General features: G+C 70.2%; 9 protein-coding genes. 3 read left to right on the forward strand and 6 right to left on the reverse strand.

Features of this window, described 5'->3' with window-relative positions; genetic code table 11:
* Positions 1–41: 41 nt before the first annotated feature.
* Positions 42–2459: a Xaa-Pro dipeptidyl-peptidase gene (locus F9C41_RS00445; RefSeq protein ID WP_155384578.1), complete on the reverse strand. Its 2418-nt coding sequence runs from the start codon at positions 2457–2459 to the stop codon at positions 42–44.
* 723 nt (positions 2460–3182) lie between these two features.
* Between F9C41_RS00445 and F9C41_RS00450 the strand changes: the two genes are divergently transcribed.
* Positions 3183–4280, forward strand: a complete 1098-nt coding sequence (locus tag F9C41_RS00450; protein WP_407924656.1) for a glycoside hydrolase family 11 protein — start codon at positions 3183–3185, stop codon at positions 4278–4280.
* Between the two features lie 184 nt (positions 4281–4464).
* Here F9C41_RS00450 and F9C41_RS00455 read toward each other — a convergent pair whose 3' ends face one another.
* The 4 genes from F9C41_RS00455 to F9C41_RS00470 all read right to left on the reverse strand — a co-directional run bounded on the left by F9C41_RS00455 (position 4465) and on the right by F9C41_RS00470 (position 11439).
* Positions 4465–5895 carry a PI-PLC domain-containing protein gene (locus F9C41_RS00455; RefSeq protein ID WP_155384579.1) on the reverse strand — a complete coding sequence of 477 codons (1431 nt, stop codon included), beginning with the start codon at positions 5893–5895 and terminating at the stop codon, positions 4465–4467.
* A gap of 128 nt (positions 5896–6023) precedes the next feature.
* Positions 6024–9749 carry an FHA domain-containing protein gene (locus F9C41_RS00460; RefSeq protein WP_155384580.1) on the reverse strand — a complete coding sequence of 1242 codons (3726 nt, stop codon included), beginning with the start codon at positions 9747–9749 and terminating at the stop codon, positions 6024–6026.
* Between the two features lie 49 nt (positions 9750–9798).
* Positions 9799–10242, reverse strand: a complete 444-nt coding sequence (locus tag F9C41_RS00465; protein WP_196279558.1) for a CBS domain-containing protein — start codon at positions 10240–10242, stop codon at positions 9799–9801.
* Positions 10243–10530: 288 nt separating this feature from the next.
* Entirely contained in the window at positions 10531–11439 is a 909-nt protein-coding gene (locus F9C41_RS00470; protein WP_230689172.1) for a methyltransferase domain-containing protein, read from the reverse strand.
* Between the two features lie 250 nt (positions 11440–11689).
* On the opposite strand from F9C41_RS00470, the gene F9C41_RS00475 reads away from it, so the two are divergent.
* Positions 11690–12916 (forward strand): poly(ethylene terephthalate) hydrolase family protein, encoded by a 1227-nt coding sequence (locus F9C41_RS00475; RefSeq protein WP_196279559.1) that lies wholly within the window; start codon positions 11690–11692, stop codon positions 12914–12916.
* A 221-nt stretch (positions 12917–13137) separates the two neighbouring features.
* Positions 13138–14694 (forward strand): HEAT repeat domain-containing protein, encoded by a 1557-nt coding sequence (locus F9C41_RS00480; RefSeq protein ID WP_155384583.1) that lies wholly within the window; start codon positions 13138–13140, stop codon positions 14692–14694.
* A 70-nt stretch (positions 14695–14764) separates the two neighbouring features.
* On the opposite strand, the gene F9C41_RS00485 is transcribed toward F9C41_RS00480, so the two are convergent.
* Entirely contained in the window at positions 14765–15577 is an 813-nt protein-coding gene (locus F9C41_RS00485; RefSeq protein ID WP_230689173.1) for a dihydrofolate reductase family protein, read from the reverse strand.
* Position 15578 lies beyond the last annotated feature (1 nt).

Raw genomic sequence — 15578 nt, forward strand, 5'->3', positions numbered from 1 at the left:
TCGACGAGCCACCTGAGGTGAGTGCCGTTTCCTGTCTGCGGCTACGGGTCGAGGGTCAGCGTCCAGGTGTCGATCCGGCCGACGTCGACGGCCGCGGCATCCTGTACGCGCAGCCGCCACGTGCCGTTGGCGGTCTCGCTGGACAGGTTCACCGTGAAGGTCTGGTGGATGTCGTCGGCGTTGCCGCCGGAGCGGTTGCTCAGCGAGTAGCTCGACCCGTCCGGTGCGACCAGGCTGACCACCAGGTCACCGCGGTACGGGTGGACGACGTGCACCTCCGCCTTCGACGTCGCCGATGCCGTGCCCGGACAGCCGCTGATGGTGACCGTGCTCTCCACCGCGGCCCCGGCGTCCGGGATCGCCACATCGGTCGGGTTGGTCGCCTTGCAGGCGGGGTTCCCGTTGACGGTGAGCGTGTAGACCGTGGTGTGGGTGGTGCCGGCGCGCGTGCCGGTGATGGTGACCTGGTAGGTGCCCGGCGGGGTCGACGCGGCGGTGGTCAGGGTCAGTGTGGAGCTACCGCCGGACGGCACGGTCGACGGGCTGAAGTACACGGTCGACCCCGGTGGCATTCCGTACGCCGACAGCGCCACGTTCTGCACGGTGCCGCCGGTCACCGCCGTGGCGACGGTCGCGGTCAGGGTGCCGCCCGGGTTGGTCGCGCCCGCCGCCGGGGACACCCAGATCGGGTACTCGGTGCCGGTGGTCAGGCCTGTCTGCGCGATCGTCAGGGTGCTGGCGACCGGGTTGAGCCGCAGCACGGCCCCGGCTGGCGGGCGCAGCGTGTAGTCGTAGTCGGTGGAGATCACCACGAGGCCGATGCGGTGACCGGCCGCGAACACGTAGTCCTTGGGCTGCATGGCGAAGTTCAGCGTGTACTCCGTGCCCTGCACGACCTTCTCGCTGGTGGCGCGGCTGTTGCGGTTCTGCGGGTCGATCCAGCCGCGGGTGACGATCACCGGGGTGGTGCCGGTGCCCGTGCCGCCGTAGTCGACCAGCAGCGCGGTCACGTTGGCGTCGTTGCGGTTGGTGACGGCGAGCCGGAGCGAGACGCGAGGCGATCCGGTCAGCGTGACCGCGGCGGCCAGGTTGCCGGTCCGGTAGACCAGCCGGCTGCCGTTCGCGCTGTCCGGGTTCGCGACCAGTGTCGTCGCCGTGGTGGTCCGCCCGTTGTCGGTGAGCGCCTGGGCCGTGGTGCCGGTCGGCGTGCCGAGGGTCAGCCCGCCGGGTGCGGTGGTCGAGCCCGCGTCGAGCTTGAACACGGCCTCGGTGGCGCCGGGGTTGGGCCAGTCGGCGTACTGTCGCCAGGCGCCGTCCTTGAACTGCACCTCGGCCCGGGGTTCGGTGAGGATGCCGTTGTCGATGCCCTTGAGAAAGTATTCGAACCAGCGCTCGACCGTCGCCTTGTAGTCGGCGCGAGAGGTCGTGCCGTGGCCGCCGTTGTGCAGCCAGATCTTGCGCGGGACGTTGTTGGCCCGCAGCGCGTCCCACCACTGCGCGTAGTGCTGGCCCTTGACGTTCCAGTCGGACTGGCCGTGGATGACGAACACGCCCGCGGTGACCTTGTTCGCCTTGCCGACGTAGTCCCGGTCGGCCCAGAACTGCTTCCAGTCGCCGGTGATCCGGTCCTGGTCGGTCTCGATCTGGTTGATCCGGCTCGTGCAGTCGGTCCGGTCGACCACCGCACGGGCCAGCACGTCGGCGTCCTCGCCCTGGTATCCGCCCGGGGCGACGACGAGCCCGTTGGCCCGGTAGTAGTCGTACCAGCTGGAGATCGCCGAGATCGGCACGATGGCCTTGAGCCCGGCCACGCCGGTGGCGGCGGCCATGTTCGGCAGCGTGCCGTTGTACGAGACGCCGATCATGCCGACGTTGCCGGTGCTCCAGGACGCCGTCACCTGGGCGCCTGATGCGCTGTAGCCGCGGGCCCGACCGTTGAGCCAGTCCACGACCGCGGTGGTGGCCAGCGTCTCCTGCATGTCTCCGCTGGTCGGGCAGCCGTCCGAGGCGCCGGTGCCGAGGCTGTGGCCGAGCACGACCGCGTATCCCCTGGGCACGAAGTAGTCGTCGTACCAGTCAGGCAGGTCCGGCACCGGCCGGGCGACATTGACGCCCGGTCCGGCCGTGGGTGATGCGCCCGGGATCAGCGGGAACAGGCTCTCCTGCGGCAGGGCGCTGACGTTCACGCCGTGGTTGGCGGCGTTGGCCAGGCCGTTGCGGTACGGACTCTGCTCGAACACGACGGGGACCGGCCCGCCTGTCGACGGCCGGGCGATGTCGATGGCGATCCGGTCGAGCCGGCCGTCGCCGTTGGAGTCGACGCTGGACTCGACGTAGACCCGCTCCTCGATCTGGGCGAGCGCGGCCGACGGCGGCGCCGCGCTCGCACCGGCGGTCGACACCGGGAGCGCGGCTGCGAGCAGTGCGAGAACGAGCGTTGCGCGGTGGGTGAACCGCATGTGGCTTCCTTCCAGGGGTGTTGGACAGCAGCCGAATGACGGTATAGCACGATGGTTGTCGATGTTGTCAGATCGACGATGGCGAATCAAGCCTCCGGTATGACGGCGAGACAGCCGCCCCGCGAGGCGGCGGCTGTCTCGAGCATGTGGCCTATGTGGAGCGGCGGGCGGTGGGCGCAGACATGTCAGCACGACCGCGAAAGCTGACGCAAAGCAGCGTTAGCGCGGTCGCTGCGAGTGAAGAAATCGGGCGCTGTGGGAGCAACACGGGCGAGCACGCGCTCCGTCGCGGCCAGATCGGACAGTACGCCCCGGGACCGAAACTTTCGGACGTTTCTGTTGTGTTGTGTCGATCGCTGTGGGTCGGGTATTTCATGATCGCTCCGCGTTGTCGCGGGCTGTGGGCGTAGGTGACGTGTTTGCGTCACGGATTTCGCGCATGGTGTGGAGTCGCGGCCGTGCCGGATTGCTGCAGAACTTCCGGAAGTTGTTGACAGTTCCGGTCGGACGGTTCAATACTGCCGTCATCGATGAACGTCGACGATCGGCGGTCCTCGGCCGTGGCCACGACCTGGCACCCGGCCGTCGACCGGACCACGCCCACACGTCCCCCGGCATGGTCTGCTGCCGCGTGACGGCCGCCCGCCCCGGCGGCCAGCGACAGCATCGAGTCGAGTCCCGCAGCCCTGCCCGCCGGCTGCCCTTTGAGAAGGATGCACTCGCGTGAACGATCACCCCTCCCACTCCCTGCTCCACAGGAGCAACTGGGTCAAGCCGCTGATCGGCGCCCTGTGCGCCATCGCGCTGACCGCCACCTCGATGGTGCTGTCCGGTACGGCCCACGCCGAGGCTGATCGGACCATCACCTCGAACTCCACCGGCTTTCACAACGGCTTCTTCTACTCGTACTGGAAGGACAACGGCAACGTCACCATGAACCTGGGCGCGGGCGGCCAGTACAGCGTCCAGTGGAGCAACATGAACAACACCGTCGTCGGCAAGGGCTGGAATCCCGGCTCCAGCCACACGGTGAACTACTCCGGAAGCTTCAGTCCCAACGGCAACGGCTACCTGGCGCTGTACGGGTGGACCACCAACCCGCTCATCGAGTACTACGTCGTCGAGGACTTCGGCAGCTACAACCCGAGCTCGGGCACGACCCGGCTGGGTTCGGTCACCACCGACGGCGCCACGTACGACATCTACCGCACGCAGCGCGTCAACCAGCCGTCGATCATCGGCACCGCGACGTTCTACCAGTACTGGAGCGTCCGCCAGCAGCATCGGACCAGCGGCACCATCACCACCGCCAACCACTTCAGCGCATGGTCGAGGCTCGGCCTCACGCTGGGCACCCACAACTACCAGATCATGGCGACCGAGGGATACCAGAGCAGCGGAAGCTCCAACATCACCGTCAGCGAGGGCGGTAACCCGCCGGCCAGCCCGAGCGCGCCGGCCAGCGCCAGCCCGCGGCCGAGCCCGTCGACCCCGCCGGGCGGTGGCAGCGGGGGCTGCCGGGTGACCAACGCCCTCAATCCGTGGAACAACGGCCTCACCGACAACATCACCATCACGAACACCGGCTCGACCGCCGTCAACGGCTGGTCGCTGCGCTTCACCCTCGCCTCCGGGCAGACCATCACCTCCGGCTGGAGCGCGACCTACTCGCCGAGCAGCGGACAGGTGACCGCGACCAACGTCAACTACAACGCCGCCATCCCGCCGGGCGGATCCACCACCATCGGGTTCCAGGCGACACATACCGGCAACAGCTCCGCGCCCACCGGGTTCTCCCTCAACGGCACCGCCTGCAGCTGAACAGAGCAGACGGCCCGGCGCTCCATTGTGGGGCGGCCCTGGCCGGCGGAGCCAACCGCCGGCCAGGGCCCGGTGCACTAATAGATGAACGCCGATGTAAGCGCCAGTCCGGTCCGGTCCGGTCTTCGCACCCGCCGGACACCTGCCACCACGGACGGTGTCCGAGCGGTCCGGCGGTGCCGGGCTACTGGACGGCTGCGGCGGCGGTGAGAAGGTTGGCGTACCAGGTGGTGTAGGGCAGGTCGGTGGCCGGGTAGTTGGCCAGCGGGGTCGTGGCGAGCGAGGCGGCGTCGAAGTCCCAGCCGCGCACGATCTTGCCGGCGTTGCGGCTGGAGGTGATGAAGGACTTGTTGGACGCGGTGGACGCGTAGAAGATCGCGCCTTCGGCGAGCAGCGCGCTGTCGCCGGCCTGGAACTCGTCGAACGCCACCTGCTCGTGGCGGATGCGGGTGGAGCCGACCCGGTCGGTCGCGTAGCGCAGGGTGGTGGCCGGGGCCGCGCCGTCTGCGCCGGTGCTGACCGTCACCCGCGCGGTTCCGCTGGTGGAGACGTTGGTCGTGAAGCGGGGGTCGGACGTCATGGCGTGGGTCGCGCTGTTCCACGCCACGGTGGCGGTCGACGGGTCCAGCGTGGCGTCCCAGAACCAGTTCTGGTTCTGCGACGCGCTGCGGTGGATCTCCTTGAGCGCGTTGCCGGTCGGGCTGACGAAGGCGATCGACGGAAGGACGCCGGAGTCGTACTGCCGGCTGGCCGACCAGGCGATGTCGCCGTCGGCGGTGAACCGGCCGACCTGGTACCACAGGGTGTTCGCGTTCTGGGACTTGTGCACCTCGACGAGCAGGCCGCTGTCGTTCAACGCGACCGCGGGCGTGGTCCCGGAGCCGTAGCGGCCGTGGCGCAGCCAGGTGACCCGGCCGTCGGAGCCGTATGTTCCGCTCCAGTACCACAGGGCGCCGCCGGCGTCGTGTACTTCGACGACCTGGCCGTTGGCGTTGATCGCGACACTCGGGTTGGCGCCGGAGTCGGCCTTGTAAGCGCTGCGCGTGCCGGCGTGGCCGGACAGCAGCGTGATGATCCGTCCGCGCAGCGAACCGATCGTGCCGAGGGCGCCGGGTACGTCCTTGGACAGCACGAGCCGTGCCCCGAACGCGTCCGAGAGTTCCCTGTTCAGCGCGGCGAGGTCGCCTGCCGCGTACGACGTGTTGTCGGTGAGGTTGTCCTTGATGTCGAGCATCACCAGCAGCGGTGCGTGATCGGGATGTGCGGCCGACCAGGCGGCCACCGTCTGCAGCCACGGTCGCAGGTTGTTCGACGCCGGATTGCCGGCGTGGTCGACCTGGTCACCGGGCGAGTTGTGGCCGACCCCGTAGTCGCCGGCCGTGGCGTAGCCGTTGTCGTGGATGTCGAACTCGATGAACCGCACGCCGCTGTCGAGTTGCGCGGTGATCGATCCCCTGGTCCCGGCGATGTTGCCCGAGTAGCTGTTGTGGGTCGCGCGGAAGACGGCGGAGGCGAAGGGCAGGTCGTCGGGCGGGGCGGCGGCGGCAGGAGTGGCGGCGGTCGTGGCCGCGATCGCGAGCAGGGCCGCGATCGCCGCGGTGGCGAGTCTTCTCACGAGCGGCAACGTACGCCGGTTCGGTGACGGCAATCCATACGCGACCTGAACCGGCGAACTACACCAGCGAGGGCGCTCCCCGATACCGGGGCTGGACGTGAGGACCGCACGCCGGTGACGCGGGTCCGTCAGCGCCCGGTCGGTGGTTGCTCGGCCAGCAGCAGCGGACCGCCGTGACCGGGCAGCCCCCGGTCGACCGGGATCGCCTCCTCGACCGCGCCGTCGGCGGTGACGCCGTGAGCGCGGGTCTGCCCGGCCAGGCGCTCGTAGTAGGCCGATACCGCGGCGGGCACGTCCCGGATGGCGTTGAGCAGCGTGCCTCCCGCCTGCTCGACGACGTCGGCCTCGTGGATCTCGAAGGCCCGGATTCCCTGCAGCACGGCGGTTTTCAGGTCGCCGAGCAGTTGGACGTCGGCGTGTGCGTACGTGCGGCACAGTGCGGTGACCCGGCGCAGGTCATCCCCGGTCAGCAGCAGTTCCTTGACGGCGGTCATGGAGTTGCGCACCAGGGTGACGTCCGGCCGGGCGGCCATGGCGGCGAGTTCGGTGTCGAGGTGCCGGATGTCGCGCTCCGGGTCGCAGAAGCCGACGGTGTGTTGCCACAGGGTGCGCAGGTCGTCGTGCAGGAGCCCGTCGAGGTAGCTGACCAGGAACCGGCGGTGTCCCTCGATGACGTACTGCGCTTTGAAGGGCGTCAGGTCCCGGGGGTCTTCGCCCATGGTGGTGACCGAGGAGGTGAAGCCGTAGTCGGCGGTCAGCGCGTTTCTCATGGCGACCAGCAGGTACAGGAACCGGACCCAGGTCCGGAACAGTTCTTCCAGGGGCAGCGCGTGCAGGCCGTGCTCGGTGAGCACCACGCCCCAGCGGGCGCCGAACTGCAGCCGGCGCAGGTGGCCGATCTGGTACATCGAGAGCTGGGAGTCGATCTCGGCGTGCGCGTGGTGCAGCACTTTGCGGTATGCCGCGGTCGCGTCCATGCCGACGTAGTTGCGTACGATATGCGGCCCGCCGATGTGCAGGTGGATGAACTCGCTGACGTCGATCACGGCGCCGCCGATCGCCATCCAGTAGCCCGTGTCGGGGGTGTCGTGCTGCGCCAGGTCCGATATCTCGAAGCGGGGGGTCTGCTGCGCGTGGCCGAGGTAGGTGGTGAAGACGTCCTGGGCGAGGCGTCCGTCGGCCACCAGCTGGCGGAGGAACTCCCGGCCGTCGCCGGGCACGATGCCGGTCAGCGCCTGGAGTACGGCGACGGAGAAGCGTGCACTGCCGCAGACGTAGACGAATGCGCCGCGGCCGCCGTCTGCTTCGGGCCGCAGCAGTTCCCAGAGTGCGTCTGCCTCGGCGCGGATCACGTCGTCGACCCGCCGCCGCTGCCCGGCACCGACGACATGGCGGCGGCCGTCGAACTGGATCGCGGCATCGGCGCGGGAGAACGCGACCGACAGGTTCAACCGGCCCGCGGCTGCCGCCGAATCCAGGTCGGTGTGTTCGACGAATTCGTCCGGCGTTCGGATGCCCAGGTAGAGCCGGTTGTCGCCCGGGCCGGTGCGGGCGGCGACGAACCCCAGGAACGGGGCGATCCCGGAGCCGGCGGCGAACATGACGACGGGTCGGGCCGGGTCGGCCGGCAGCCGGAACCGGGGCGTGGCCACGATCTGCAGGGACAGCCGCTGCCGGCCGTCGAGGCCAGCCCGGCGCAGGAAATGCGATGCCGCGCCCTGGCGTTTGCGCGGGTACGACCACGGCGTGCGGGCCGAGGTGTAGTCGAGGCCGGCGACGACCAGTTTCAGGGTGGTCGCCGGTTCGCCGGGCGGCGGAGCCGAAGCGATCGAGTACAGCCGGAACGGCTCGGGCGCGACGACCGCGCAGAAGGCGTCGCTGTCGCCCGCGTCGGCCTTCCACAGCCGGGTGACGTCATACCCGCCGGCGTACAGCAGGTTCAGCACGTCCCACAGTTCCCACTGGTCCTCCAGGCGGGCGTCGACGACCCGCTGCCACGCGCCGACCGCCGTGAGTCTCACCAGTCGTTTGGCCACCTCCCGGCCGATCGGCCGGAGCTGGGCGAAGCGCAGCAGCGTCCGCAGCGGCAGGACGTCGACCTCGCCGTAGCCCTCCCGGCACGCCACCGCCGCCCGCCATCGCGGGGTGAGCGGCACCAGCTCGTCGCCGGTGGCCTGCAGGGCGGCGACCGTGCGGCGCACCAGGTCGTCGTCGTGCTCGGCCAGCACGCCGACCCGGTCACCGGGCAGGTGGTGCACGCCCTGGCCGGTGACGTCGATGTCCAGGTGGCAGGTCCAGGCGCCGGACTCGCCGGTGACGACCCGGCCCCGGCGGGCGGTTCCGAACACCACGGGCGCGCCGACCGGGGGGCGGCGCTCCTCGCGCACGACGGCCAGTTCCCCGTCGACCTTGTCCCAGGTCCGGTCCTTGAACAATCCGGTGAACCGGGCGCCGGTGGTCACCTGCCGGCCGACCTTGAACGCCACTTCCAGGAAACCGTACGCCTTGATGCGGTGCAGGCCCATCCAGCCGCGGTCGCCGACGTAGGCGTTGAGCACGGCGTTGTAGACGCCGCGCAGGGCGCTGCTGCGGGTGTCTTCCACGTACTGGCGCACCGACACCTCGCGTAGCGCCGCGACGAGTTCCTGCCAGTGCCGTGGGAAGTATCCGGCGAGGTAGGTGCTCTGCTGCCCGACCAGCGAGCCGTAGTCCCTGCGCTCGAGGAACGCGTCCAGCGCGTGGATCTGCGGTTGGGCGGTGCCGCTCGGGCTGGGCGCGCCGTCGAAGATCGGCACTCCGGCGGTGCCGACCGTCTTTGCCCACAGCACCTGGTCGAGCGGATGCCGGGCGCGGGGGTTGGGATCGATCTGGGGGTAGATGGCCTGGGTGACGTGCTGCAGCTGGTCGAGGATCACCAGCAGCGCGCCTTCCAGGGCGGCCGGGTCGTCGGCGACCACGGCCTCCTGGGCGTCGAGCATGGCGCCCAGCACGGGGGTGAGCCCCATCGCGAATTCGGTGGTGACCAGGTAGAACACCCGCTCGGCGGCGTTGTTCCAGGTCGGCACGAGTAGGTCCATGTTGTCCAGCACCCGGGGGCCGGACGGGTCGCGCAGGCGCCAGTTGTAGAAGAACAGGTCGATGTACGACACGGCCGGGGTCTGCTTGCCCAGCCGTCGCGACACGGTCGTCCATGGCCGCAGCAGCGAGTCGGGCAGCGCGGCCGGCGGGTCGATCGCCATGTACTGGTAGGCGTGGGCGAACACGCCGAGCAGGGTCGAGGCACGCAGCAGGTACCGGTCGGGCAGCGCCTCGCGTCTGGCGTCGAGGACCGGCATCGCGTCGAACGCCCGGCGCAGCGTGAGCCGGCGGAACAGCTCAGGCAGCCGGTCGGTCATCTCGTCCCAGGCGCGGTGCGAGTCCGGGAAGGCCAGCAGCGGTGGCTGCGCGGGCAGGAACCCGTGCGCGACCGACAGGAACCCGTCGAGCTCGTGGCCGACCTGCCGGTTGTGCGCCTGAGCGGCCTGCACCACCCGTCGTGCGGCGACCTCGGGCGGGGTTTCCGGCCGGTGGACGGTCAGGTGCGATTCGTCGACGACCATGGTCGCGTTCGGGTCGAGGAACATCCACGCCAGGTCGTACCGGCCGATCCGGATCCGATCCCCGGGAACGAGCGCCTGACGGCGGGTCAGCCGCTGATCGTTGACGTACGTGCCGTTGGTGCTGCCGAGATCGGTGAGCACGAGATATTCGTCGATGAGCTCCAGGCGTGCGTGGCGCCGGGAGATGCCGGGGTCGTCGAGTGCCACCGCGGCCACGCCGCTGTCACGGCCGAAGGTGACCGGCAGCGCGCACACCTGCTCACTGGTCGCCTGGGTGTGCCGATCGGTCAGGACCAGCCGGAGCTCAGGAATGGTAGATCACCGCTCGGCACAGGTCGGCGCGCGACAGGGTGCCCACGAGCTTGCCGTCGTCGACGACGGGAAGCCTCCGGATCCCGCGGTCGATCATGACGATCGCCGCTCGGGCGAGCTCGTCGGTCGAGCGGACGGTCGCCGCGTCGCGTACGACGAGGGGGTCGACGGGCCGGTCGGCGAGGGTGCGGCCCCGCTCCAGGAAGATCCGGAACGCGTCGGCGAGCGTGCCACCGCCGGCGGTGACGTCATCGAAGCCGGGCAGCATCGCCCGCACCAGGTCCTCTTCCGACAGTGAGCCGACGAACCGGCCTTCGTGGTCCAGCACCATCAGCTGGCCGACCTCCGAGACGCTGACCACCTCAGCCGCCCGCCGGATGGTCGCACCGAGCCGGATGTACGCCGGGAACGCCGTCATCACGTCGCCGACTCGCACGCCACCTCCCAGGTCCTGTCCGCGGTCGTCTCGCGCCATCCGTGCCACACCTGGCCAGCCGAATCCGGTACGAGAAGGGCTCTGGACGCGCTCGCAGCCGATCCGGTGTACGCCCTGAAGTCCGAATCGGTCGGCAGCGATGAGTTTAGCCAGACCAGTGACCGGCGATGATCCGATGATCGGCGGACGCCGCGGTCCGTTAGGCCGACCTCGGCGTCGGCAGCGTGACCGGGCCGGTACCCGTACCCGATGTCGCGGTCCTGGTGTCACCCCGGCCGCGCAACTCGATCAGCCCGGGCGGCGTCCCCATGCCGAGATCAGCGGCGCGAGCGTGAGGTCGAGCTCGCCGGCATCGACGGCGGTCAGGTGCCCGTCGATCTCGGCGTCGTCGGCCAGCCCCGCGGCGAGCAACTCGGCGCGGACCATGCGCACCGTCGCGGTCTCCAGCCGGTCGCAGGCCACCCCGCCGACCGGGAAGCAGCCGGCCGCCGTGACATCGACCAGGCCCGCCGCACGCAACGCCCGCGGCAGCGTGCGGCCGAAGCGCAGATCGGCGCCGCGGCGGGTCATCAACTCCCGGACCGCGCGCCGCAGCCGGTTGGCGCGCCGCTGCGCCGGGCCGACCTCATCGAGGCAGGCCAGCGGCTGCAGCTCGGTGTCGGCATCCTCTACCAACAGCCAGCCGCCGGGCCGCAACGCCGCCACCATCGTCGCCAACGCCCGGGCACGGTCGGGCACGTGAACGAGCACGAGCCGCGCGTGTACCAGGTCGAACGAGCCCGGCTGCGGCGGCGGGTCCCCGACGACGTCGTGCCGGCGCACCTCGTACCCGCTGTGCGGGTCCAACCAGGCCGGATTGATGTCCGTGGCCAGCACGTGACCGGTTGGTCCGACGGCCGTGGACAGTGCCTCGGGAATGCTGGGGCCTCCGGCGCCGACTTCCCAGCAGCGCCAGCCCGCCTTCACGCCGAGCCGGTCGAAGTGCCCGCGCGTGACACCGTCGAACAGCTCGGCCAGCCAGGTGAACCGCTCGCCCGCCTCGACCCGGGCGTTGTCGAGCAGGTAGCGGTGATCCGGAGAAGACTCGAGGGCGTCCGGCGATGGGAGCCCGGACTGCGCGCCGGCAGTATTCACCGGCCCGCCCGCGGTCGTGTCCGGCTCGGACCCGGGGTCGACGACGGGCTGCGACGAACTCATGCTCACATCCTCACGACCTGCCGCGTGCTGTGCCAGCACGACACGGGATGAAACCAGACACAAGCCCAGGGTCGGTTGAAGGCTACGGAGCCAGCTCAGCGCCCAGCTGCTCAACTGGTGATTCTGCTGATTCCCGCATCGGAGGTTTCTGCTGGAATCGACGCCTGCCGATTAAGGCTCAGTCGAACAGCATCTCAGAAGGGATCTCGACATGACTCGCACCAGCAGCCGATTCCGAGCACTCGGTGCAATGTCCGTCAGTTTCATCGCCCTGGGCACCGTCTTCGCCGCCATGCCGCCCGCCTCCGCCGCGACCTCGATCTACAGTGAGACCTTCACCAGCGGTCTCGGCACCTTCACCACGTCCGGCTCCGTCACGAACAGCGCGGGCGCCGCCCGGTTGGCCGCGTCGCTGCTCTCCGACCCGTCCATGACGTCAGCGCCTGTCAGCCTGACCGGATACGGCAACGTGACGGTGTCGTACATCCGGACGGCGTCCGGACTCGACCTCGGCGAGAGCTTCACCGTGGGTTACTCGGTCGGCGGCGGTCCGTTCACCACCCTGGAAACCGCCCGCACCGCCACCGGCGCGGCGACGTTCACCCTGCCCGCCTCGGTCAACGGCCGCGACCTGCGGCTGCGGTTCTCGCTGGACGCGAGCAGCATCCTGGAGACGCTGACCGTCGACAACGTGCTCGTCCAAGGTGACAACGTCGGGCCGAGCCCGACCGGATCACCGACCGCCTCACCTGGCGGCTCACTGCCCCCGGTGAGCGACGTGACGAGACCCGGACCGTACGCGGTGACCATCGACCAGACCGCCGGACCCGGGAACGACGGGTGGCTGGTGTACCCGACCAACGCCGGCCAGAACGGCGTGGACCACCCGGTCTTCATCTGGGGCCCGGGTGCGGGGTCCGACCCGGCCGCCTACGAGGACATGCTGCGCCAGTGGGCCTCGCACGGATTCGTCGTCTACAGCGAGGTCTCGTCCAGCAGCGGCGACTACATGGTCGAGGCTCTCGACTGGCTGGAGGACGAGAACGTCAGGTCGGGCAGTCCGCTGTATCAAGATCTCGATCTCACCGAGGTCGCCTTCGGCGGCCACTCCCGTGGCTCGATCGGGACATTCGACGTGGCCAACGATCCTCGGCTGAAGACCACGGTCCACGTGGCCGGCGGCTCCTTCGACGGTAACGGTCCCAGCAATCTGCGCAACCCGGCCCTCTACATCGGCGGCGACGCAGACTTCGCCACCTCGAACGTCGAACGCGACTACACCAACACCCGTGTGCCGGTGTGGTTCAACATCCTCGACGACACCGACCACATCATGGCTACCCGCAACGCCCAGCACATCATCACCGCCTGGCTGCGGTGGCACCTGGCCGACGAGGAGTTCCGCCGCACGGAGAACTTCCTGAGGTCCGACTGCACCTTCTGCAACCTCGGCGAGGTCACATACAAGAACTGGTGAGAGCCCGCAGGCGCGGCGATCCCGCCCCGCTGCGATGCGGCGGGGCGGGCACAGACGAGCAGTTCGCGGCCCGCGGCACAGTTGAGCAGCCGGCTGCGGTCGTGGTGGCAGCCGGCTGGATCACGTCGGGCGAAAACCGGCTGGCGCGCCACCTCACGTCGTCCGCAGAATATGCGCACGTCACCGCGGGCCAGCCGGGGCGGCGCACACGGGGGTACGCGATGACGATCGGTGCACGGCTCCGACGCTGGCTGCTGGAGCCACCCCCGCCCGCGGGCTCCCTCCCGGATCCGGACTACCTGCCGTCGCCCGCCGATCCGGCGCAGCTGGCACAGTCGCTCGGTGACCCGCACGCTGACCCCGGTGGTGTCGCGATCGGCTTCTACCGCGCCGCCCGCGACGGTGACGACGACCTGCGCTCGACGGCGCTGCAGGCACTCGCGGGCGCATCAGGCGGCTGGTGGGCACGGTTCGACGACGCGCTGCGCGAGAAGTCCTGGTGGGTGCCGCGCTGGTCGCAGCAGGCCGCGCTCGCGCTCGCCGACGACAACGCAGACCTGGTGACCCTCGTCGCCGCCGGCTGCCACCACAACGGGCGGCTGCGTGAGGCCGCCACGAGCCGCCTCGCCGAACACAGCCATCCGGCCGCGACCGCCGTGCTCGCCCTGCGCAGCGCCGACTGGGCGCACCCGGTACGCGAGGCCGCCCGTGCCGCGCTCAGCCCCCAGCTCACCAATGAACTGGACACCGCACGGCTGCTGCTGTCCGCCGACCTCGCGCTCACCCTGCACGCCCGCAAACACGGCGGCTGGCTGATGCAACAGATCGAACAGCTAATACCCCGGCTGCCCGACCACGGGCTGTCGGCGCTGCTGGCCACCTCGCACCCGCGGCTTCGCCAGGCCGCCTACCGCATCGCCATCGCCGACGGCCGCATCGGTGTGCCGCAGCTGCTCGCCGCGGCGCACGCCGACCGCGACCTCGGGGTGCGGCGCATCTGCGCCGACGCGGCCATGGACGCCGACACCGACCTGACCGTGCTGCGGACGCTGCGGGCCAGCCGCACCGCCAGCATTCGCGCGGAGGCGATCAGGCGACTTTCCCGGGTGGGGGAGTTCGACGCGGACGCGGCACTGTCCGACCGGCACCCGCTGGTACGCGAGATCGCCCACGCGGCGGTCCGCCGCCGCGGCGCCGACCCCGTCGACCACTACCGCCGGCTCATCGCCGCCGAGCTGCCGGCACCGGGTGTCGTCGCGGGACTCGGCGAGACCGGCACCGCCGCCGACAGCGCCCTGATCACGCCATGGCTCACCCACCCGAACACGCCCGGCCGCGTCGCCGCCGTACGCGCACTGCGCCGCCTCGGCACCGGACCGGTCGACGCGCTGGCCGCGCGGCTGACCGACCCGGCCCCGGCAGTGGTCCGGCACGCCGCAGCCGCGCTCAGCGAACGCGCCACCGAAGTCGGCATGGACGAGCTGGAAGCGCTGCTGCGACCAGAACAGCCGGACACGGTGCGGATGGCCGCGTTCCGGATCTGCGCAGCCCGCGACCCGTGGACCCGCCTGGTGGTATCGCTGCGGCTGCTGCACGACGCCGACCAGCGGCTGCGCGGGCTCGCCGAGCACGAGGTGCGGACCTGGCCCGGCCACGGCCGGCTACGCCCCGCCGACCCGCAACTCGTGCCGGAGCTCGACACGCTGTTCGCCCTTGCCGTCCCCGTCCTGGGCAAGCCTCTCGCGGACCTGATCCGCTTCCAGGCCCGTATCGGCTGAGACGGCACCAAGCGCAGCAGGGCGGCCTCCACCGTTCGACCCCGGCGCGCTCGCCGACGCCCTGCGCGAATCAGCGCTGGACGCGGTAGTGAATGTGTGTTGCCTGGGGCGTGTCGACGACCCGGACGATCTCCAGCTCGATGCGCGAGGGCAGCAGTTCGAACAGGCGGCGGCCGCCACCGAACAGCACCGGTATCTGGCTGATCTGCAACTCGTCCAGCACTCCGACCGCCAACGCCCGTTGCGCGGTGTAGGCGCCGTGCACCAGCACGAAGCGGTCGCCCGCGGCGGCCTTCGCCTGTGCCATCGCGCTGGCGATCCCCTCTGCTACATACGTGACCAGGGGATAGTTGGCGACCGACGGTCCGGGCGGCCGATGGCTGGGCACGAAGATGGGGGCCCCGTGATGGTCACCGCCCCAGTGGTCGACCTGTTCCACGGTGCGCCGGCCCGCCAGCACCGCGCCGAATGTCTCCAACTCGTCGAACAATTCCCCGCCCGGCCCGGAGGGACGGACGAACTCGCCGTTCGCGTCGACGAACCAGTCATGCAGCCGCATGAAGCCGTCACCTCCGGGGTTGTCCGGCCCGTCGTGCGGACCCGCGATGTACCCGTCGAGCGACATCGCCATGTAGAGCATCGACACTGATCCGGGCATGTGAACCTCCGCTGGTCTGCGAATCGAACCGATGCTGACGGTAGTCGGTGGGCAGCCTGAGCGCCGGGACGTGAACGTGCGATGCCAGTCGATGTAGATATCTTTCCATTTAGGATCTACTTTGGTTGAATAGCTTCGCTCGATCCGCCCGGGGGCACCCCATGGCGCGCGATCTCCGCTGCCGAAGAAACCGACAGCTCCCAGGCCAAGCACGATGCCCGCCACA

Source organism: Catellatospora paridis, assembly GCF_009720365.1.
Lineage (GTDB): Bacteria > Actinomycetota > Actinomycetes > Mycobacteriales > Micromonosporaceae > Catellatospora > Catellatospora paridis.

Coding starts and splice junctions, on each gene's coding strand:
- F9C41_RS00445 (WP_155384578.1), bottom strand. CDS start 2,459: ATGCGGTTCACCCACCGCGCAACGCTCGTTCTCGCACTGCTCGCAGCC.
- F9C41_RS00470 (WP_230689172.1), bottom strand. CDS start 11,439: ATGAGTTCGTCGCAGCCCGTCGTCGACCCCGGGTCCGAGCCGGACACG.
- F9C41_RS00480 (WP_155384583.1), top strand. CDS start 13,138: ATGACGATCGGTGCACGGCTCCGACGCTGGCTGCTGGAGCCACCCCCG.
- F9C41_RS00475 (WP_196279559.1), top strand. CDS start 11,690: ATGTCCGTCAGTTTCATCGCCCTGGGCACCGTCTTCGCCGCCATGCCG.